The organism is Qipengyuania aurantiaca (genome assembly GCF_019711375.1).
In the GTDB taxonomy this organism is placed as follows: Bacteria; Pseudomonadota; Alphaproteobacteria; order Sphingomonadales; family Sphingomonadaceae; genus Qipengyuania; species Qipengyuania aurantiaca.
Window position 1 is genome coordinate 608,963 of sequence record NZ_CP081295.1, and the last position, 21,376, is coordinate 630,338.

Sequence of the window (21,376 nt, forward strand, 5' to 3'; positions counted from 1 at the left end):
AGGCTTACCGCCCCCCCTGCTCGCTCATCGTCGGCGTGCCGCCGGGAGGGCTCGGCTCTTCCCAGGCCAGCACCGGCTTGCGCGCCGCCAGCGTCTCGTCGAGACGACGGCGAGGCGCGTAATGCGGGGCGGTCTTGAGGCTCTCGTCGCCCGCCCGCGCCCGCTCGGCCACGCTGCGCAGCGCCGTGATGAACTGGTCGAGCGCCGCCTTGCTTTCGGTCTCGGTCGGCTCCACCAGCATCGCGCCATGCACCACCAGCGGGAAGTACATGGTCATCGGGTGGTAGCCCTCGTCGATGAGCGCCTTGGCGAGATCGAGCGTCGAGATGTCCTCGGCGAAGCCCTTATCGCTGAACAGCGCCTCGTGCATGCAGGGGCCGCTGTGGCCGAAAGGCGCGTCGAGCACGTCTTCGAGGCTGCGCAGGATGTAGTTGGCATTGAGCACCGCATCTTCCGCAACCTGCCGCAATCCGTCCGCACCGTGGCTGAGGATATAGGTCAGCGCGCGGGTGAACATGCCCATCTGGCCGTGGAAGGCGGTCATGCGGCCGAAGCTCTGCATCACGCCGTCGAAATGCTCTTCGGAAAAGGCGTCGGCGTCCTCTTCCTCGACGAGGTGGACGATACCGTCCTTCGTGCGCGCGGTGTAGGGCAGCGGAGCGAAGGGGCTGAGCGCTTCGGACAGCACCACCGGGCCAGAACCCGGGCCGCCACCGCCGTGCGGGGTGGAGAAGGTCTTGTGCAGGTTGATGTGCATGGCATCGACGCCGAGGTCGCCGGGGCGCACCTTGCCGACGATGGCGTTGAAGTTCGCGCCGTCGCAATAGACGAACCCGCCCACCTCGTGGACCGCGTCGGAGATCGCCTTCAGGTCGCGCTCGAACAGGCCGAGCGTCGAAGGGTTGGTGATCATCACGCCAGCCACATCCGGGCCAAGACGCGACTTGAGCGCATCGAGATCGACGCGGCCGTCGCTGTTGGCCGGAATATCCTCGATCTCATAGCCGGCGAAGGCGGCGGTGGCGGGATTGGTGCCATGCGCGCTTTCGGGCACGAGGATGACCTTGCGGGCATCGCCGCGCGCTTCGAGCGCGGCGCGGATGCAGAGGATGCCGCACAATTCGCCATGCGCACCGGCCTTGGGGCTCATCGCGACGCCGTGCATGGCGGTGAGGTCGATCAGCCAGAACGCCAGCTCGTTGATGACCTCGAGCGCGCCCCGCACCGTGTCGACCGGCTGCAGCGGGTGGACATCGGCGAAACCGGGCATCCGCGCGACCTTCTCGTTGAGGCGCGGGTTGTGCTTCATCGTGCAGCTACCCAGCGGGAAGAGCCCGAGGTCGATGGCGTAGTTCTGGCGGCTGAGGCGCGTGTAGTGGCGCACGGTTTCCGGTTCGGAAAGACCCGGAAGGCCGATGGTCTCGTTACGGTCAAGGCCGCCGAGGCGGTTCGCGCCGCCCTTCGCTTCGGGGAGGTCGACACCGGTCGTCTCGGTCGTGCCGATCTCGAAGATAAGCGGTTCCTCGAGCATCAGCGCGCGGTTGCCGGTGACGGTGTCGGGGCCGCTCATCGCGTTGTGATCCTGGACGGGGCTGCCGGGCTTCCAGCCGGACTGGTTGGGCGCGCTCATGCCAGCACCTCCTTCAGAGCGGAGACGAGGGTTTCGATATCCTCCTCCGTCGTGGTCTCGGTGACCGCGACGATGAGGCCGTCGGACAGCTCCTCGTGCTGCGGGAACAGGCGGCCGAGCGACACTCCGGCAAGCACATTGTCCTTGGCGAGGCGGCGCACAATCGCGCGGGCATCGGTCCCGAGGCGGATGGTGAATTCGTTGAAGAAGCTGCCGTTGAGGACCGAGACGCCCGGAACCTCGGCCAGCTTGTCGGCGGCGAGGCACGCAAGGCGATGATTCTCGGCGGCAAGCTGGCGCAGGCCCTTCTCGCCCAACAAGGTCATGTGGACGCTGAAGGCCAGCGCGCAGAGGCCCGAATTGGTGCAGATGTTCGAGGTCGCCTTCTCGCGGCGAATGTGCTGCTCGCGCGTCGAGAGCGTCAGCACGTAGCCGCGCTTGCCCTCGGCATCCTGCGTCTCGCCGCACAGACGGCCCGGCATCATGCGGACATGCTTGGGATCGCGCACGGCGAATAGGCCGAGGTAGGGGCCGCCGAACTGCAGGCCGACGCCGATCGACTGGCCCTCGCCCACGACGATATCCGCGCCCATTTCGCCGGGCGACTTGATCGCTCCCAAAGCCACGGGCTCGGTGTTGACGACGATCAGCAGCGCGCCCTTGTCATGCGCGGCTTCGGCGATCGGCTGGAGATCGGTCACGCGGCCAAGGATGTCCGGATATTGCACCACGACGCAGCTGGTGTCCTCGTCAATCCGCGCCATCAGCCCGGCACTGTCCGGCTCCGCCTGCATGGCGGGCTTGGCGTGGGCGATCTCGTCGTCGGTGAATTTCGCCATGGTCTTCACGACCTCGGCGTAATGCGGGTGCAGCGCGCCCGAGAGCACGACCTTGCGCTTCTTTCCGCGCGCAATGCGGCTCGCCATCGCGACCGCTTCCCAGCAGGCGGTCGAGCCATCGTACATCGAGGCGTTGGCCACCGCGCAGCCATAGAGATGCGCGACCTGGCTCTGGAATTCGAACAGCATCTGCAGCGTGCCCTGTGCGATTTCCGGCTGGTAGGGCGTGTAAGCGGTCAGGAACTCGCCGCGCTGGATGATGTGGTCGACGCTCGCCGGGACATGGTGCTTGTAAGCCCCTGCCCCGAGGAAAAAGGCCGCGTCCGCTGCCGCGAGGTTCTTCTTCGATAGGCGGCGCATATGCTTTTCGACCGCCATTTCGCTGGCGTGCATCGGCAGGCCGTGGATCGGCCCGTCGAGGCGGGCTTCCTCGGGAACATCGACGAAGAGTGCATCCACATCGGGCGCACCGATCTTTTCAAGCATAGCCGAACGGTCGGCATCAGTCAGGGGAAGGTAGCGCATTTAATTTGTCTCGGCAGGTTGAATTGAAAGTGGCTCGATGTCGGGCGCGCGATCCGAACAATTTGCCGGCCAACACATATCGTTAACACGACCTCGTATTCGAACCCGACTGTGTTGCAGAGGAAGGGCGGAAGCGTCGAAGGTATCGTCAGCACCCACACTTAGGGTACGCCGCAAAGCGTGCTCCTGAGCGGTCGACCATTCTCCTCCTTGCTCAAGAATCTTGCGATCGGCTGGGTCGGAATACAGCATGCAATCAAGCTCCTCACAGCGACCTAGCCAACCTTCGACTGTGACGATCTGACCATCCCAATCGTGAATATTCGCTCCCACTTGAGCGGGAGTGACAATCCCCACCAACTCGTTCTCACCATCGGCCGTGGGATTTGCTTCCGCACAGCCCGTCAAGCTGACGAGCAGGATCGGGACGGTTGTCGCCCGCATCAAAGCCCGTCGCAGAAGCTCTTGTAAGCCTTGTCGTCCATAAGCCCTTCGAGCTCGGCCTTGTCGGAAACGGTCATCTTGAAGAACCAGCCGTCTTCTTCCGGCGAGGAATTGACGAGTGCGGGATCGTCTTCCAGCCCGTCGTTCACCTCGACGACTTCGCCCGATAGCGGCGCGTAGACGTCGCTTGCGGCCTTGACGCTCTCGACCACGGCGGCGTCCTTGCCCTTTTCGACCATGGTGCCGACTTCGGGCAGTTCGACGAAGACGATGTCGCCCAGCTGGCCTTGCGCGAAATCGGTGATGCCGACCGTGGCGGTGTCGCCTTCGAGGTCGATCCATTCGTGTTCATCGGTGAAATAGCGAGCCATCTGAGTCATTTCCCTCTGTGGTAGCGATTGGGGACGAAGGGCATGGCGGCAACCTTCGCGGGCAGTCTCTTCTTACGAACCTCGACCTCGACTTCGGTTCCCTCGGTGGCGAGGCCGGTGTCGATATAGGCCATGGCGATCGGGCGCTGGAGCGTGGGCGAGAAGCCGCCGCTGGTGACGCGGCCGACCTGTTTGTCGCCCGAGTAGACCAGCGCGCCTTCGCGGGCCGGCAGGCGACCTTCGATGTTGAGGCCGACGCGCTTTTGCGCCGGACCATCGGCGAGCACCTTGGCGACCGCTTCATGGCCCATCCACCCGCCTTCCTCGCGGCGCTTCTTGGTCAGTGCGAAGAGGAGGTCGGCGGAAACCGGATCGGTCTCCGTGGTGATGTCGTGGCCGTAGAGCGGCAGGCCTGCTTCCAAGCGCAGGCTGTCGCGCGCGCCGAGGCCGATGGGGCGCACCTCGATTTCCGCGCACAGGCGGTTGCAGAAGCTTTCCGCATGCTCGGCCGGAAGCGAGATCTCGAAGCCGTCTTCACCGGTGTAGCCCGAGCGGGTGATGCGCAGCGGCCATTCGCCGAAATCGTGGCAGACCGAATCCATGAATACCATGTCGTCGATGACGTTGCGCATCACGCGGTTCAAGGCCGTCGCCGCGTTGGGCCCCTGCAGGGCGACCAGCGCGTGGTCGTCCATGTGGGTGAGCGTGACATCGTCGTCGAGATGCTCGCGTAGGTGGGCGATATCGTCCCACTTCATCGCGCCGTTGACGACGAGGTAATAGGCCGGATCGCCCCAGTGGCCTTCGGCGCCTTCCTCTTCGTCGCCCTCGATCCACGGCGTCGCGTTGGTGACCATGAGATCGTCGAGGATGCCGCCATCTTCGGCCATCAGCAGCGAATAGCGCGTGCGGCCGGGCTTCAGCGATGCGATGGCGCCGGGCAGGAGCTTTTCGAGTTCCTCGGCCGCCTTGTCGCCCGTGACCATGAGCTGGCCCATGTGGCTCACATCGAACAGGCCCGCCTGCTCGCGCGTCCAATTGTGTTCGGCGACGATGCCTTCATACTGGATCGGCATTTCGTACCCGGCGAAGGGCACCATGCGCGCGCCCTTGCGGCGATGCCATGCGTCCAGCGGCAGCGTCTGGATTTCACCATCGGTGTTTTCGTGTTCTTCGCTCAAGTCCCGTCCTTCAAAAGCATGGGGGCGCGCCGTGCGGCACGCAAAAACCAACCCATGCCCCCTCTGTCGGGAAACCTGAGAGACTGGCGCGCAGATGAGCGCGCTTACCCCTTCGGTGGCCGCGGCACGAAGCTGCGACGCTTTCCAGAGTGTCGATGGCGGCGCACGGTCCCGAATGCCTGAGAGTTTCCGGGGCGGTTGCTCCTTCGGCGCTGTGCGGGTGTCCCCCGCACAGGCTCTCCCGTGCGCGCCCGCCGCAGAATCGCTCCCGAGGCCGACGCAAGACGCCCTGCGCGACTATGCGCGCGGGGTCAATCCAGATTGGGCCTGAGCCAGCGTTCCGCCGTGGCGATATCCACACCGCGCCGCGCCGCGTAGTCTTCCAGCTGGTCGCGCCCGATGCGCGCCACGCCGAAATACTGCGCTTCCGGATGGCCGAAATAGAAGCCGCTCACCGCGGCCGTGGGCAGCATGGCGAAGTTCTCGGTCAGGGTAAGACCGGCGTTGGCTTCCACATCGAGCAGGTCGAACAGGATCGGCTTGAGGCTGTGATCGGGGCAGGCCGGATAGCCGGGTGCCGGCCGGATACCGCGATACTCTTCCTTGATCAGCGCTTCGTTGGTGAGCTGTTCCTGCGGCGCATAGCCCCACAGATCGGTGCGGACATGCTGGTGCAGACGTTCGGCAAAGGCTTCGGCAAAGCGGTCGGCCAGCGCTTTGAGGAGAATGTCGGAGTAATCGTCCTTGTCCTCCAGGAAGCGCTTGGAATGCTCCTCGATCCCGTGGATGCCGACGGCAAACCCGCCGATCCAGTCGCCCGCCGGATCGATGAAGTCAGCAAGGCACATATTGGCGCGCTCGCGGCTTTTCTTCACCTGCTGGCGGAGGAAGGGAAGCATCACGCGCTCCTCGCGATCGGCAAGGTGGAGGGTTACATCGTCGCCGTCGCGCGCGCAGGGCCAGAAGCCCGCCACTCCCTTCGCTGTCAGCCATTGGCCTGCGATGATGCGGTCGAGCATGGCGTCGGCATCGGCCTTTAGCTGCTGCGCAGTTTCGCCCACCACCTCGTCCTCGAGGATCTTGGGGTAGGTCCCGTGCAATTCCCAGGCGCGGAAGAAGGGCGTCCAGTCGATGTAGTCCCGCAAATCTTCCAGCGACCAATTGTCGAAGGCATGGATGCCGGGCCGCAGCGGCGGGGCCGCACGGTCGGAATAGAAGGGATCATAGGCGTTGGCGCGCGCTTCCTCGAGGCTGAGGAGGACGCTCTGCGCCTTGCCCTCGCGCGCTTCGCGCACCTTCACGTAATCCGCAGCCGTCGTCTCCACGAACTCATCGCGCTGCGTGTCGGACAGGAGGCGGCTGGCGACGCCAACGGCACGGCTGGCGTCGAGGACGTGGATCACCGGCCCTTCATAGGCCTTGTCGATGCGCAGCGCGGTGTGGACCTTGCTGGTGGTCGCGCCGCCGATCAGCAGCGGCATGTCCATTCCAGCTGCCTGCATTTCCTCGGCCACGGTCACCATCTCGTCGAGCGAGGGCGTGATCAGGCCGGACAGGCCGATCATGTCCGCCTTTTCCTCGCGCGCAGTTTCGAGGATCTTGGCCCATGGCACCATGACGCCAAGATCGATCACCTCGTAGCCGTTGCACTGCAGGACCACGCCGACGATGTTCTTGCCAATATCGTGGACGTCGCCCTTCACGGTCGCCATCACGATCTTGCCCTTGGCTTTGCGCTCTTCCTCGGGCAGCGCGTCCTTCTCCGCCTCGATGAAGGGGATGAGGTGGGCGACCGCCTTCTTCATGACGCGCGCGGATTTGACCACCTGCGGCAGGAACATCTTGCCGCTGCCGAAGAGGTCGCCGACGACGTTCATGCCGTCCATAAGCGGGCCTTCGATGACCTCGATCGGGCGGCCACCACCAGCCGCGATCAGTTCGCGCGCTTCCTCGGTGTCGTCGACGACATGAGCATCGATCCCTTTGACCAGCGCGTGTTCGAGACGCCGCTTCACGTCCCAGCCGCGCCATTCCTCGGCGGCCTTTTCGTCCGCCGCGCTCTTGCCGCGATAGCTTTCGGCCAGCGCGATCAGGCGCTCGGTCGCGTCGGATCGGCGCATGAGGATCACATCCTCACAGGCTTCGCGCAGTTCCGGGTCGATCTGGTCGTAGACGTCGAGCTGGCCCGCGTTGACGATCGCCATGTCGAGGCCCGCCGGAATGGCGTGGAACAGGAACACCGAATGCATCGCGCGGCGCACGGTCTCGTTGCCGCGGAAACTGAAGGAGAGGTTGGAGAGGCCGCCACTCGTCTTGGCCAGCGGGCAGCGCTGCTTGATCTCGCGCACCGCCTCGATGAAATCGAGCCCGTAGCGGTCGTGCTCTTCGATCCCGGTCGCCACGGCAAAGACGTTGGGGTCGAAAATGATGTCTTCGGGCGGGAAGCCGATGCCGGTCAGCAGGTCATAGGCGCGGGCGCAGATTTCGACCTTGCGGTCTTTCGTGTCCGCCTGGCCTTCCTCGTCGAAGGCCATGACGACCACGGCGGCGCCATAATCCATGCATTTTCGGGCGTGGTCGAGGAACGCTTCCTCGCCTTCCTTCATGCTGATCGAATTGACGATCGGCTTGCCGGACACGCATTTGAGGCCTGCCTCGATCACTTCCCACTTCGAGCTGTCGATCATCACCGGCACGCGCGCAATATCCGGCTCGGCGGCGATCAGCTTGAGGAAGGTGGTCATGGCCTTGGTCGCGTCGAGCAGGCCTTCGTCCATATTGACGTCGATCACCTGCGCGCCGTTTTCCACCTGGTCGCGCGCGACCTCCACGGCGGTTTCGTAATCGTCGGCAAGGATCAGCTTCTTGAACCGGGCCGAGCCGGTCACATTGGTGCGTTCGCCGATATTGACGAAGCGGGCAGTCGTAAGATCGGACATAGGTTCAGGCAGCAATCGTAAAGGGTTCGAGACCGGCGAGGCGCATATGCTGGTCGACATTCGGCAATTTGCGCGGGGCGACGCCTTCGACCTTCTTGGCCATGGCGGCGATATGCGCCGGAGTTGAGCCGCAGCAACCGCCCAGCGCGTTGATCCGGCCGTTGTCGGCCCAGACCCGCGTCAGCGCGGCGGTGGTTTCGGGCAGCTCGTCATATTCGCCCAGATCGTTGGGCAGGCCGGCGTTGGGATAGGCCATGAGATAGCAATCGGCGATGTCCGAGAGGATCTGGACATGCGGGCGCAGCTGCTCCGCGCCGAAGCTGCAATTGAGCCCCATCGTCAGCGGTTTTGCATGACGCACCGTGTGCCAGAACGCCTCGACCGTATGGCCCGACAGGTTGCGACCCGACAGGTCGGTCAGCGTGAGCGAGATCATCAGCGGGATGTCCTGCCCGAGCTCGCGCTCCAGCTGCTTGACCGCCATGATCGCGGCCTTGCAATTGAGCGTATCGAAGACGGTCTCGATCAGGATGAAATCCGCCCCGCCCTCGATGAGGCCGCGTGCCTGTTCGACATAGACCTCCACGATCTCGTCGAAAGTGACTTCGCGAAAGCCCGGGTCCTCGACATTGGGAGAGAGCGACAGGGTCTTGTTGGTCGGCCCCATGGCGCCGGCCACGAAGCGCGGCACGCCGTCCTTCGCCGTCGCCTCGTCCACCGCCTCGCGGATGATCTTGGCTGCCGACACATTGATTTGGTGGACGAGATGCTCGGCCCCGTAATCAGCCTGGCTGATCCGGTTGGCGTTGAAGGTGTTGGTGGCAAGGATATGCGCGCCGGCGTCGATATAGCTGTCGCAAATCTTCCGTATGACCTGCGGCTGGGTCAGGTTGACGAGGTCGTTATTACCTTTCTGGTCATCGGCCAGGCCGGTATCCCCGGCATAGTCTTCCGCCGCCAGCTTGGCGCGCTGGATTTCCGTTCCGTAGGGGCCGTCCTTGATCAGGATGCGCGTTGCCGCAGCGGCTTCGAATTCTTGGCGTTTGGACATGGGGGTCACGCTTTTGGGCGCAGGCCGAGCATATGGCAGATCGCATAGCTCAGTTCGGCGCGGTTGAGGGTGTAGAAGTGGAACTGGCGCACGCCGCCCGCATAGAGGCGGCGGCACATTTCGGCGGCGATGGTGGCGCTGACCAGCTGGCGCGCCTCGGGACGCTCGTCGAGCCCGTCGAACAGGCCCTCCATCCAATCGGGAATCGCCGTGCCGCACAGGCCGCTCATCTTCTGGACGGCGGCAAAGCTCATCACCGGCATGATGCCCGGCACGATCTCGCCGTCGATGCCCGCAGCCGCGGCCTTGTCGCGGAAATCGAAGAAGCATTCCGGCTCGAAGAAGAACTGGGTGATCGCCCGGGTCGCGCCGGCGTCAAATTTGCGCTTGAGATTGTCGAGATCGGCCTGGCGGTCCGGCGAATCCGGGTGCATTTCCGGATAGGCGGCGACCGAAATCTCGAAATCGGCGATCTTCTTGAGGCCCGCAATAAGGTCGGCGGCGTTTTCATAGCCACCCGGATGCGGGGCATAACCCGCTTCGGCATCGGGCGCATCGCCGCGCAGGGCGACGATGTGGCGCACACCCTCTTCCCAATATTGGCGCGCGACTTCGTCCACTTCCTCGCGCGTCGCTTGGACGCAGGTGAGGTGGGCGGCAGCGGGAATGCCGGTTTCCGCCACGATGCGGCGCACCGCGTCATGCGTGCGCTCGCGGGTCGAGCCGCCCGCGCCATAGGTCACCGACACGAAGCGCGGGTCGAGCGGTTCGAGCGTCTTCACACTCGACCACAGTGTCTCGGCCATCTTCTCCGTCTTGGGCGGGAAGAATTCGAAACTCACGTCGATATCCCCGGGCAGGCCGGAGAACAAACGGGCTTCCAGCGCGCGCTGAGCTTCGCGCATCTGGTCGAGCGTCGGGCTCATGCGGATTTCCTTTCTGCGGGCCGGCGCCGTTGCGCGACCCAAATATTGATCCCGATTTCCCCGTCGTCGAGCGAGATCGGGGATTGCGGTTCGAAGCCTGCATCGTCGAGCAGGTCCTGCATCTGGCCCTGCGCAAAACCCAATCGCGCATGGGCGTGCTTCTCGCGCAGAACCTCGTGCTGGTGGGCGTCGAAATCGACGATCGCGATGCGACCGCCGGCGCGCGTCACCCGCGCCGCTTCGTAAAGGGCAGCAGCAGGGCTGTGGGCAAAATGCAAGACCTGATGGAACAGCACCGTGTCGAAACTTTCGGGCGGGAACGGAAGGCTGGTGAAGTCGCCCTGCACCACTTCGACCTGTTCGGCCGAGAGGTGCTGGAGCTTGGCGCGCGCGACGCGCAGCATGGCGAGGCTCTTGTCGAGCGCCACGATATGGTCGGCCTTTTCGGAGAACAGCTCTGCCATTCGCCCCGTACCGGTGCCGATGTCGAGCAAGCGCCCCAGCCCATCGGTGCCGAGCGCTTCGGCCAGCGCGCGTTCGACCTGTTCGTCCGAGGAGTGTAGGCGTCGCAGCTCGTCCCAGTCATGCGCGTGCTCGGCAAAATACTCCTGCGCCTGCGCTTCGCGCGCGGTGCGGATTTCGGCGAGCCTCTGGCGGTCGCTTTCGCAAGCTTCACCGAAGGAGGGATCGAAGCTTTCAGCCCGCGTGAGCAAGCGGGCGATGTCGGAGCGCACCGGGGAACCTTCAGGTGGATCGCTCGCGGCGCGCAGGAATATCCAGCTGCCTTCGCGGCGGCGCTCGACAAGGCCAGCATCGACGAGGATGCCGATATGGCGCGAGACGCGAGGCTGGCTCTGGCCGAGCACTTGCGCGATCTCGCCCACCGCCAGCTCCATCGAGCCCAGCAGGCGCATGATCCTGAGGCGCGTGGGATCGGCCAGCGCGCGAAAGAGTGTCTCGGTTTTCATTCCAGCGGCATATAAGGATATTTTTATGTCCGTAAATGGACAAGCACGAAGGTTCGGCTTGTGTTCCCATAAGCACGGCTCTCTGCGGCGATTACCCTATATTCATCCTTTGGTCGCAAGCTGCCTGCCTGCGACTTCCTCGACTCACAGGATCGGACGAGGCGGCCGCGCGGGGTCATTTAGATTGGGCGCAGCTATGTACGGCATAAGGGATCAGCTTGGCATGACAGCCTCGCCTCGCCGTGCGCGCTTCATACGATGACGGCGGCCTTCAACCACATCGAATGCGAAAGGGTCGTCGCCGACCTGCTGGGGATGCTGTCGCCCGCCGAAAAGGCCGGGCAGCTCGTGATGCGCCCTGTGCCGCCGGTCGAGGACCGGGAGGCGACCGAAAGCTTCCTTGCCGATCTTCGTGCCGGTCGCATCGGGACGGTCACGGGTGTTGGCGATGCACAGGAGGCCGAAAACCTTCAACGGCTTGCGCAGACGGAAACGCGGCTCGGCATCCCTCTCCTCATTCCGGCCGAAACCGGCTCGGGCGTGGAAACCATTTTTCCTTCCGCGCTGGCCGTCGCGGCCAGCTGGGACGCCGATGCGGTCGAAGCCGCCGGTGCCGTGTTGGCACAGGAACTCGATGCGCGCGGTGCCAATTGGGCGCTCACGCCTCCCTTACCGCCGAGCGGTATCGGAGGACTCGAGGGTCCGCAGGCCGACACCGCGCACACGCATCTCGGCGCGCAGCTCGCCGCAGCGCATATTCGCGGCCTTCAGGGCCGCAGCAGCCTGCGCAGCCCGGGCGTGCTCGCCAATCTGGCGTTTGGCGCGTCCGCTCGCGGCCAGGCCATATCGGCAGAGAGCAAAGCGGTCGCCGCGCTTGAACTCGCCCATACCGCCATCGGCGAAGGCGCTGTCGGCAGCCTTGCCTGCGACGCCATCACGCGAGAAATGCAGCCGGCGTTCGAAACAGCCTTTGGCCTGCTCAAGGGACCCGGCGGCTTCGACGGCGTCTTCCTGTGCGAATGGAAGGCTCTCGCCGCTGAGCTGGCGGGGGATGAACTTGCGCAAGCCGACGAACGGGAAATCGATCCCGACACGTTGGTGGAGGCGCTGCAAACAGGCCGGATCGACCGCCACCGTGTTGACGACATGGCAGCGCGGGTCCTGCGGGCGAAATACCGCCTTGGCCTGCTAAGCTCGGCCATCGTCGGCAGCGTCCGCCCACAGCGTCACACCATGCCGACGCCGATCCATAACCGCGAAAGCGCGCTCGATCTCGCGCGCCGCAGCCCGGTGCTGCTGCGCAACGAACCCGCGCTGCTGCCGCTGGGTATCGATTCGGGGGATGTGCTGGTCGTCGGGCCGACCGCCGCCGACCGCCACGCCCCGCTCGATGGGCGCGCCGGGGTTGCGGCCAGCCTGCTCGACGGGCTGGAGCAACTGGGCGTGCCGCATCGCTATGTGCCGGGCCTCGCCCTGCGCGATGCGGACCAGCCAGTGGATGCGCTCATCGGGGCAGACAGCATGGCCATCGGCATGGCCTGCGAAGCCGCTAAGCGCGCGGGAACGATCGTGCTCGCCATCGGAGGCAACGCGCAAGGCGAACTCGGTGATGCCGAGAACGCCTTACTCGGCGGCCTTGCCTCCGTGACCGAGCGACTCATCCTCGTCGGCATGGGAGCCGCCCCTCTCGATCCGCGCCTGTCGGGGCGGACGCAGGGCACGGTCCTCCACGCCGGGCGGCTCGGCACGATGTCGGGCCACGCGATCGCCGAATTGCTGACCGGCGAGGCCTCGCCCTGCGGCAAGCTACCCCTCACCCTCGCCCGCCCCGATGGAGCGCCCGGCCTGCCCTTCGGCCACGGGCTCACCTATGGCGATTTCGCCCTCACCGACCTCCGGATCGAAGTCGGGCGACAGCGCATCTACGCCTCGGCGCTTTTGCGCAACGCTGGCGAGGTCGCGGGGCTGGAGACCGTGCAGCTTTATGTCGGCGGACGAGGCGCGGCGGACGAAGACCCCGAACCCCTGCGCTTGGCCGATTTCCAGCGCGTCCGGCTTCACGCCGGTGGCAGCGAGCATTTGACTTTCGAGCTGGGGCGCAAGGAAATCGGACATTTTGCCGCGAACGGCAGCTTCCGGATCGAGGAAGGCGACCTCACCATCGCGATGGGGCTGAGCAGCGCGCGGCTGATGACAGAGACTGTCGCAATTTCGGATGAACTCGCCCGCAGCCTCGCCGGAGCCGACCGGCGGCTGGGCAACCTTCCGATCCGTCCCGTGGTCCGTCGCCGGGCCTAGGAAGCTTCCCGGAGTTCGAGAAAGGCGAGCAAGGCAAAGCTGGCGAGCCAATGTTCGCCTGCATAGTCGCCTGCCACGTGGTCCAGCCCGGCATCGAGATGGCGCCGCGCCCTTTGCGCCACGAGCGCGCTCGCGGGATGACCCTCGCCCAGCGCCCGGCCAATGGCGGCAAGGCACCAACCGCGGCTGAGGTTGAGCCCGTCGAGGTGGGCGATCTTGCCGTCGGTCCGGTCCGACACCGTCACCGGACGGCAGTCGCGCTCCAGCCAGCCGTTGGCGAGCACCAGATCCTCGAACCATCCGGCGAATTGCAAATGGGGCATGACGCGGCTCATCAGCAGCGCGGCGGTCAGGACTGGCGAAAGGAAGTCGTCCCCGCCCGGCTCCCAACCCGCGTAATCGCGCCGATTGGCAAAGGCGGCGAGCGCCCATTCGTCGATCGTCGTCAGCAGCTTGGTATCGCGCGTGGTCGCCCATTCGCGCGCAAGGACCAATGCAAAAGCGGTGTTGAAGTGCGTGCCGACAGTGATCGGATAGGTCAGCACGCGCAGGTATTCGCCCAGCTTCTCAGCGAAGGCGCGCGCGAGCGGTTCGAGCCGTTTGCCCCAATTGTAGTCCGAGTGTCGCTCCACCTCGTGATGGAGGTATAGGAGCCATGCCCAGCCATAGGGCCGCTCGAAACCGCGCGCTTCCGGCCGGTCGAGATAGGCCACCTCGACCGCGAGCTTTTCCGGCGTGAAAGTCCTCTCGGCCAGCGCGGCGATGTCCGATGCTTCGGGAATGTCGGGGAACAGCCGCCGCAGGGTGAGCAGCGTCCACCAGCCATGCACGCAGCTGTGCCAGTCGAAGCTGCCGAAGAACACCGGATGCAAGTCGCGGGGCGACCGCACATCCGCATCGCCCGCCATCACGTGGTCGAGCTTGTGCGGATATTCGCGCGTCACATGGCCCAGCGCGATGCGCGCGAAGCGGGCGGCAATGTCCTCGGTCAGTTCCACAGCAGGAAGGCTCCGACATAGATGATGGCGACGTTGCACAGCCAGAGCGGGATGGCCGTGCCGATCTGCTGCCGGATGACGCCGTTCTGGTCTTTGAGTTCCAGCAGCGCGGCGGGCACGATGTTGAAGTTGGCCGCCATCGGGGTCATCAGCGTGCCGCAGAAACCCGCCAGCATCCCGACCGCCCCGATCACCGCGGGATTGCCGCCGTAATCCTCCACCAGCAGGGGTATGCCGATAGCCGCCGCCATCACCGGGAAGGCGGCAAAGGCGTTGCCCATGATCATCGTGAACAGCGCCATGCCGAGCGCGAAGACCACCACGGTCAGGAACACGCTACCCCGCGGGATCACCTCGCCCGCGATGCCGCCGATGATGTCGCCTACGCCCGCAAGCGCGAAGACTGCGCCAAGCGCCGCGAGCATTTGCGGCAGGATGCCCGCCCAGCCGATGGAATCAAGCAGGCGGCGCCCTTCCTCCGCCGGGGCGAGTAGCGGGGGATTCAGCCACACCATGGCAACGGCGATGGCTACCAGCACACCGATGCCGAACAGGATCAGCGTCTCGCGGCGCTCGGCGAATAAGCCAGTCTCGCCGAAGGGCGTGTAATTGTAGAGCAGCGTGCCCGCGACGGCGGTCATGGGCACGATCAGGGCGGGCAGGAAGAGCCGGTTGCCGAGCTTTTCGGAAAAGGCCTCGCGCTCTTCGGGCGAGGTTGTCGGCGGATCGCTCCGCTTGAGCAGGCCGAAGCCCGCAATGGCGACCATGGCGAGGACCAGAACGCCGTTCGCGAAATCGGACAGGTGCGTGCCGAAGAGGAAGCTTGCGGCCAGCAGCCCCCAGAAGCCGGCGTTGCCCCATTTGCCGTCCCGCGCCGAAAGCAGCGCCCAGACGACGAAGAAGCCGCCGGTCAGGATGTAGAGCCATTCGTAGTCGATCATCGCGCGGCCCTCCCGAGACGACGGTCGAGCGCGCGGATGCGCCAGCCGTGGATCAGGAAGGCGCAGATCGCCGTCGGGATCGCCCAGACCGAAAGCTGCAGCGGGGTGAGCGGATAGCCGTAGCTTTCGAATACGCCTTGGATCAGCAGGATCGAGGCGATGGCGAAAAAGATATCTTCGCCGAAGAAAAGGCCGACATTGTCCGTCGCCGCCGACATGGCGAGGACCTTTTCGCGGTCCTCTTCGGCGAGCGTGCCGTGCGACATTTCCGCCGCGGCCTCGGCCATGGGGGCGACAAGTGGCCGCACTGCCTGCGGGTGGCCGCCGATGTCCTTCATGCCGATGGCGGCCGTGAACTGGCGGAACAGGAGGTAGACGGTGAGCAGCTTGCCCATGGTCGCGCCTCGCAGGTTTGCGATCACCGCGCGTGCGCGCTGCTGCAGGCCGTAACGCTCAAGCAAGCCGATCACCGGCAGGATGATCCATGTGACGGAGATGTAGCGGTTGTCGTTGAACGCCTTGCCCAACGCCTCGACCACGGCGACGAGGTCGAGCCCTGCCAAGACGCCCGTCGCCAGCGCCGCGCCGACCACGACCAGCAGCGGATTGAAACGCAGGGCAAAGCCGATCACGACGATGGCGATGCCCAGCAGCGGCCAGTAATTCATTCCTGCTCCTCCCCGAAGCCGCCCCCTCCGGGCGTCAGGATGACGAAGGTATCGCCCGGCTGCATGTCCGCATGGCCGGTCGCCTCCAGTGTCTCGATCTCGCCCGAAGCGCGCTCCACCCAGTTGCGACCGGGCTGGGCATCGCCGCCGCCCCTGATGCCGCGTGGGGGGACCGCGCGCCGGTTGGCGAGCATATTGGCGCGCATGTCTTCGAGGAAGGTCACGCGCCGCTCCACGCCGTCGCCACCGCAATGCGCGCCGCGGCCTCCCGAACCGCGCCGGATTGCGAAGCTTTCGAGCCGCACCGGCAGGCGCGTTTCGAGGATTTCGGGATCGGTCAGCCGACTGTTGGTCATGTGCGTCTGCACGGCGCTGGTTCCCTCGTGGTCCGGCCCAGCACCCGAGCCGCCGCAAATGGTTTCGTAATACTGATGCGCCTCGTTGCCGAAGGTGAAGTTGTTCATCGTCCCCTGGCTCGGTGCGAGGCGCCCGGTGGCGGCGAACAGCGCATCGGTGACGACCTGGCTCGTCTCGACATTGCCCGCGACGACAGCTGCGCCAGGGCGCGGATTGAGCATGCTTCCTTCGGGCACGATGAGTTCAACCGGCCGCAGGCACCCGTCGTTCATCGGGATCTGGTCGTCGATAAGCGTGCGCAGCACATAGAGCGCGGCGGCGCGGGTGATCGAACGCGGGGCGTTGAAATTGTCGGGCAGCTGGTCGCTCGTGCCGGCAAAGTCGAACACCGCCGAACGGGCATCCCGGTCGATCCTCATGGCCACCTTGACCAGCGCGCCATTGTCCATCTCGTAGGCAAAACTGCCGTCCTCCAGCCGGTCGAGCAGGCGGCGCACGCTTTCTTCCGCGTTGGCGATCACATGGGCCATATAGGCCGCGGCGACATCAGCCCCCTGCGCCCGCGCCGCGCCCTGAAGCAGTTCCGCGCCGCGTGTGCAGGCGGCCAGCTGGGCGCGCAGGTCGGACAGGTTGCGTGACGGATTGCGCGCGGGATAGCGGGCGGAGGCCAGCGCCTCGCGCACCGCCTCTCCACGGAAATTTCCCTCGTCGACCATCAGGAGGTTGTCAATCATGACGCCCTCCTCCTCGATCGTGCGGCTCTCGGGCGGCATTGATCCCGGTGCGATCCCGCCAATGTCGGCATGGTGCCCGCGCGCGGCGACGAAGGCGTCAGGTTCGTCGCCTTTTTCGCTGTAGAAGACCGGCACGATCACCGTGATATCGGGCAGATGCGTGCCGCCCCGATAGGGATCGTTGAGCACATAGGCATCGCCGCGCCGGAACCCGCGGCCGTCGCGCCTCACTCCGCGCGCCTCGATCACGCGGGCGATGCTGTCGCCCATGCTACCGAGGTGCACGGGGATATGCGGAGCGTTGGCGATCAGATTTCCACGCGCGTCGAACAGCGCGCAGGAGAAATCGAGCCTCTCCTTGATGTTGACCGAGGTGGCGGTGGATTGCAGCACCACGCCCATTTCCTCGGCAATCGCCATGAAGAGGTTGTTGTAGATCTCGAGCCGGACCGGATCGACCTCGGTCCCCACAGCGCGGCTGCGCTCCAGCGCCTCGACACGGGTGAGGACCAAGGTGCCTTCTTCGGCCAGCTTCGCCTGCCAGCCCTGTTCGACAACGGTAGTCGATCCGGGATCGACGATCAGCGCGGGGCCCGACACGTGCTCGCCCTCGCCCATGTTGGCGCGGGCCAGCGTAGGCCAGTCGCCGCTCGCTTCGCCGGAGACGGGCACGGGATCGGCATGCGCCGTGGCTAGACCGCCCGAAATGCCGCTCGCCTCGACGCTCAGCGCCTCGACGATGATCGGCGCCTCTGCGTCCGAATAGCCGAAGCGCTGGCGGTGGAGCTTGCGGAAGGCTTCGTCCATCTCCTCCACCGCGCCAATGTCGACGGTGAGCATGGAGTCGCTGCCCTTGAAGCGCAGTCGGGCGCGGCTTTCGACTGTGATCGCCCCGCGATCGATGCCCTGCTCCGCCAGCGCACCGCGCGCTTCGGCTTCGAGCGCGGCGAGGCTTTGCGCGAAATGGCCTCTGAGCGGTTGGACGAGGCTGACCTCGCGGATCGCCTTCACCGGCGCGAGGCCGATGCCATAGGCCGACAGGATACCCGCAAGCGGATGCACCAGCACCGTCTCGATCCCCAGTTCGTCCGCCACCTTGCAGGCGTGCTGCCCGCCCGCCCCGCCGAAGCAGGCCAGCGCATAGGTGGTCATGTCATGCCCGCGCGCCACGCTGATCTTGCGGATGGCATTGGCCATGTTATCGACCGCGATGGCGAGGAAACCCTTGGCGATATCTTCGAGCGGCTTCGGGTCGGGAAGCGCGGCGGCCACCTCTTCTAAACGCGCGCGTGCGGCGGCAGGGTCGAGCGGCTCGTTCCCCTCCGGTCCGAACACGGCCGGAAAAAACGCTGGATCGACCCGACCAAGGAAGACATTGCAGTCGGTCACCGTCAGGGGGCCGCCCTTGCGATAACAAGCGGGTCCGGGATCGGCACCGGCGCTTTCGGGGCCGACGCGGAACCGGGCGCCATCGAAGCTGCAGATCGAGCCGCCGCCCGCCGCCACCGTGTGGATCTGCATCATCGGCGCCGCCACGCGCACGCCCGCCACAACGCTATCGCCGGTCAGCTCGTACTCGCCTGCGTAATGCGCGACATCGGTGCTGGTCCCGCCCATGTCGAAGCCGATAAGCTTCTCGTGCCCCAGAGGCTTTGCGGCGGCGACCATGCCGACCACGCCGCCGGCGGGTCCCGAAAGGATCGCGTCCTTGCCGCGGAACGCGCCGACTTCGGCCAGCCCGCCATTCGACTGCATGAAGCGCAGCCGGTCGGCCTCGGGCAAGGCGGCGCGCAGCGTGTCGGTGTAGCGCTTGAGGACGGGCGAGAGATAGGCGTCCACCACCGTCGTATCGCCGCGCGGGACGAGCTTGATCAGCGGCGCGACCTCGTGGCTGACGCTGACCTGCGCAAAGCCCAGTTCGCGCGCGATCCGCGCTAGCTTCTCTTCATGGGCGCGGTATTTCCAGCCGTGCATCAGCACGATGGCGATGGCGTCGAAGCCGTCTTGCCGCAGCGCCTCGAAATCGCGCCTTGCGGCATCTTCATCCAGCGAGACCAGCACCTCGCCATCCGCGCCGACACGCTCGGCCACCTCGACCACGCCTGCGGGCAACTGCTCTGGCAGGACGATGTGACGCGCAAAGATCTCCGGCCGCGCCTGCGTCCCGATCCGCAGCGCATCGCCGAAGCCTTGCGTGATCGCCAGCGCCAGCCGTTCGCCCTTGCGTTCGAGCAGCGCGTTGGTCGCCACCGTCGTTCCGATGCGCAACTCGGCGATCGGACCCTCGCCATGCTCCGCCATGAGGCGCCGCACCGCCTCGCTCGCGGCATCGCGATAGTGGTCGGGATTCTCGGAGAGCAGCTTGTCGGTCACCAGCCGCCCTTGCGGAGTGGTGGCTACAACATCGGTGAAGGTCCCTCCGCGATCGATCGCGAAGCGCCATGCGGGCTTTTGGTCGGTCATCGCGCGCACCCTAGGCGCGCGCGATGCGCATGCAAGGTCAGACCTCGGCGTTGCGCTTGACGGTAATCACCTGCGGATAGGTGAACTCCTTCAGTCCATCGATCCCGTATTCCGCGCCGAAGCCCGACTGCTTGTGCCCGCCAAAGGGCGCGAGCGGCGAGATGTGCAGGAATTCGTTGATCCACACCGTGCCCGTTTCGAGCTGTTCGGCGATTTCGACGCCCTTGTCGGTGTCCTTGGTCCAGACTGCACCGGCAAGGCCGTATTCCGAATTGTTCGCGCGTTCGATGGCCTCTTCCACGCTGCCGAATTTCATCAGCGGCATGACCGGGCCGAACTGCTCTTCGGCTACGATCCGCGCGTCTTCGGGCGGATTGTCGAGGATGGTGATCGGCACGTAATAGCCCGTGCCCGAAGGATCGACATCGCCGCCGGTCAGGAACTGGTAGCCGTTGTCCTTGGCGTCCTGGATCAGTTCGCACACGCGCTCGAACTGCTTCTTGTTCTGGATCGGACCGACGCCCGTGCCCTGTTGCGATCCGTCACCGACGACCACGGTCTTGGCGTATTCGGCGATGGCCTTGGAAAGGTCGTCGTAAATGTCTTCGTGGATGTAGATGCGCTTGGCCGCCACGCAGATCTGCCCGGCATTGGAAAAGCTCGACCAGAACAGCTGTTCGGCCACCTTCTCGACATCGGCATCGGGCAGCACGATCGAAGCGTCGTTGCCGCCCAGTTCCAGCGTAATGCGCTTCAGGTCTCCCGCCGCGCCTTCCATGATCTTCTTGCCCGTCGCGGTGGAGCCGGTGAAGGTGATCTTGTCGATATCGGGGTGCTCGGTGATGAGCGGGCCGAGCTCGTCGGGGCCGGTGATGATGTTGACCGTGCCGGCGGGGACAACGTCCTTGATTAGCTCGGCAATCCGCAGCGTGGTGAGTGGCGTGAACGGCGAGGGTTTGAGCACGATTGTGCAGCCCGAAATCAGCGCGGGCACGATTTTCTGGATCGCCATCATGACGGGAAAGTTCCACGGAACGATGCCGCCGACCACACCCACCGGCACGCGCCGCGTGCGGCTGAGGCGGGTGTCGTCGTCCTGGTTGATGACATCGTCGAGCGTCAGGCCCGACTGCGCGGCGGCGAGGCCGGCTGCCCCGAAGATTTCCATCTGCGCCTGCGCATGCGGCTTGCCCTGTTCGGTGGTCAGCAGGCGGAACAGCTCGTCGGCGTTTTCCTTGATCGCGGCCGAAATGCCCATGACGACCTTCTGGCGTTCCTCCGCCGAGGTCTTGCGCCAGCTCTTGAAGGCGGTGCGCGCGGCGGCGACGGCGCGGTCGAGTTCGTCCTTGCCGCAGGAGGGGACCAGCCCGACGACCTCTTCGTTCGCCGGATTGACGACGTCGAGCGTCGCGGCGGTGGTGACCATCTCGCCGTCGATCAGGTTCGAATAGGTCTTGGTCATGGCTCTCTCCTCAAAACGCCTAGAATCGGTTTCGGAGAGAAACGTAGTCTCTTGCCCGCGTTTGGCAAACGCCTTCCGCGAAGCTGCGGCGCGGCGTGCTATTCGGCAGGCAGGGGCAGCGCGGTCTTGGCGATCATCTCTTCCATTGAAAGAAGTGCGGTCACGCTGAAGATGCTGACGTCCTCGATCAGCGACCGATAGAAACGATCATAGCCCGCCGCATCGGCCACGCGCACCTTGAGCAGATAATCGATCTCGCCTGCCAGCCGGTGCGCCTCCATGATCTCGGGCCGCGCCTTCAAGGCGGCCATGAAGTCGGCCAGCCACTCCGCATCGTGGCGCGAGGTGCGCACGAGGACGAAAAAGCAGCTGCCCACACCCACCGCCTCGGCATCGAGGATGGCCACCTGCCGCTCGATCACGCCGGCCTCGCGCAGCTTGCGGATGCGGTTCCAAACGGGCGTTTTCGACGAACCGACGCGCGCCGCGATTTCATCGAGGCCGGGGGTCGCGTCCTCCTGCAGCAGGCGAAGGATTTTCCGGTCCAGCGCGTCGATCTTGATAGCCATTCCAAATCCCTC

Annotated in this window: 15 protein-coding genes and 2 riboswitches; of the genes, 1 reads left to right on the plus strand and 14 read right to left on the minus strand. The window is 65.4% G+C overall.

Features of this window, described 5'->3' with window-relative positions:
• Window positions 1-4 precede the first annotated feature (4 nt).
• The 8 genes from gcvPB to K3148_RS02990 form a co-directional block, all read right to left on the minus strand.
• Window positions 5-1,630, minus strand: a complete 1,626-nt coding sequence (gene gcvPB / locus K3148_RS02955) for an aminomethyl-transferring glycine dehydrogenase subunit GcvPB (protein WP_221425843.1) — start codon at window positions 1,628-1,630, stop codon at window positions 5-7.
• Window positions 1,627-2,994 (minus strand): aminomethyl-transferring glycine dehydrogenase subunit GcvPA, encoded by a 1,368-nt coding sequence (gene gcvPA, locus K3148_RS02960; protein ID WP_221425844.1) that lies wholly within the window; start codon window positions 2,992-2,994, stop codon window positions 1,627-1,629. The genes gcvPB and gcvPA overlap by 4 nt, the downstream gene beginning before the upstream one ends.
• A 443-nt stretch (window positions 2,995-3,437) precedes the next feature.
• Window positions 3,438-3,809 (minus strand): glycine cleavage system protein GcvH, encoded by a 372-nt coding sequence (gcvH, locus tag K3148_RS02965; protein WP_221426603.1) that lies wholly within the window; start codon window positions 3,807-3,809, stop codon window positions 3,438-3,440.
• A 5-nt stretch (window positions 3,810-3,814) separates the two neighbouring features.
• Entirely contained in the window at window positions 3,815-4,990 is a 1,176-nt protein-coding gene (gcvT, locus tag K3148_RS02970; RefSeq protein ID WP_221425845.1) for a glycine cleavage system aminomethyltransferase GcvT, read from the minus strand.
• 53 nt (window positions 4,991-5,043) lie between these two features.
• Window positions 5,044-5,146: riboswitch (glycine riboswitch) on the minus strand.
• Window positions 5,147-5,244: riboswitch (glycine riboswitch) on the minus strand.
• A 57-nt stretch (window positions 5,245-5,301) separates the two neighbouring features.
• On the minus strand, window positions 5,302-7,929 hold the full coding sequence (gene metH / locus K3148_RS02975; protein WP_221425846.1) for a methionine synthase: 2,628 nt from the start codon (window positions 7,927-7,929) through the stop codon (window positions 5,302-5,304).
• Window positions 7,930-7,933: 4 nt separating this feature from the next.
• On the minus strand, window positions 7,934-8,980 hold the full coding sequence (locus K3148_RS02980) for a homocysteine S-methyltransferase family protein (protein WP_221425847.1): 1,047 nt from the start codon (window positions 8,978-8,980) through the stop codon (window positions 7,934-7,936).
• Between the two features lie 5 nt (window positions 8,981-8,985).
• Window positions 8,986-9,906, minus strand: coding sequence for a methylenetetrahydrofolate reductase (gene metF / locus K3148_RS02985; RefSeq protein WP_221425848.1), 921 nt, complete (start codon window positions 9,904-9,906; stop codon window positions 8,986-8,988).
• Window positions 9,903-10,874, minus strand: coding sequence for an ArsR/SmtB family transcription factor (locus tag K3148_RS02990; protein WP_221425849.1), 972 nt, complete (start codon window positions 10,872-10,874; stop codon window positions 9,903-9,905). Before K3148_RS02990 ends, metF begins: the two co-directional genes overlap by 4 nt.
• Before the next feature lie 258 nt (window positions 10,875-11,132).
• On the opposite strand from K3148_RS02990, the gene K3148_RS02995 reads away from it, so the two are divergent.
• On the plus strand, window positions 11,133-13,172 hold the full coding sequence (locus tag K3148_RS02995) for a glycoside hydrolase family 3 C-terminal domain-containing protein (RefSeq protein WP_221425850.1): 2,040 nt from the start codon (window positions 11,133-11,135) through the stop codon (window positions 13,170-13,172).
• On the opposite strand, the gene K3148_RS03000 is transcribed toward K3148_RS02995, so the two are convergent.
• The 6 genes from K3148_RS03000 to K3148_RS03025 form a co-directional block, all read right to left on the minus strand.
• Window positions 13,169-14,170, minus strand: coding sequence for a DUF2891 domain-containing protein (locus K3148_RS03000; protein WP_221425851.1), 1,002 nt, complete (start codon window positions 14,168-14,170; stop codon window positions 13,169-13,171). The two genes, K3148_RS02995 and K3148_RS03000, sit on opposite strands and share 4 nt — an antisense overlap.
• Window positions 14,161-15,111 (minus strand): DUF979 domain-containing protein, encoded by a 951-nt coding sequence (locus tag K3148_RS03005; protein ID WP_221425852.1) that lies wholly within the window; start codon window positions 15,109-15,111, stop codon window positions 14,161-14,163. Before K3148_RS03005 ends, K3148_RS03000 begins: the two co-directional genes overlap by 10 nt.
• The gene (locus K3148_RS03010) at window positions 15,108-15,779 is read right to left on the minus strand and encodes a DUF969 domain-containing protein (RefSeq protein WP_221425853.1); all 672 of its coding nucleotides are present in this window, start codon (window positions 15,777-15,779) and stop codon (window positions 15,108-15,110) included. Before K3148_RS03010 ends, K3148_RS03005 begins: the two co-directional genes overlap by 4 nt.
• On the minus strand, window positions 15,776-19,333 hold the full coding sequence (locus tag K3148_RS03015; RefSeq protein WP_221425854.1) for a hydantoinase B/oxoprolinase family protein: 3,558 nt from the start codon (window positions 19,331-19,333) through the stop codon (window positions 15,776-15,778). The genes K3148_RS03010 and K3148_RS03015 overlap by 4 nt, the downstream gene beginning before the upstream one ends.
• 37 nt (window positions 19,334-19,370) lie before the next feature.
• A complete protein-coding gene (locus K3148_RS03020) occupies window positions 19,371-20,795 on the minus strand; it encodes an aldehyde dehydrogenase family protein (protein WP_221425855.1) in 1,425 nt (474 codons plus the stop codon).
• Between the two features lie 98 nt (window positions 20,796-20,893).
• Window positions 20,894-21,364 carry an Lrp/AsnC family transcriptional regulator gene (locus K3148_RS03025; RefSeq protein ID WP_221425856.1) on the minus strand — a complete coding sequence of 157 codons (471 nt, stop codon included), beginning with the start codon at window positions 21,362-21,364 and terminating at the stop codon, window positions 20,894-20,896.
• Window positions 21,365-21,376: the final 12 nt, after the last annotated feature.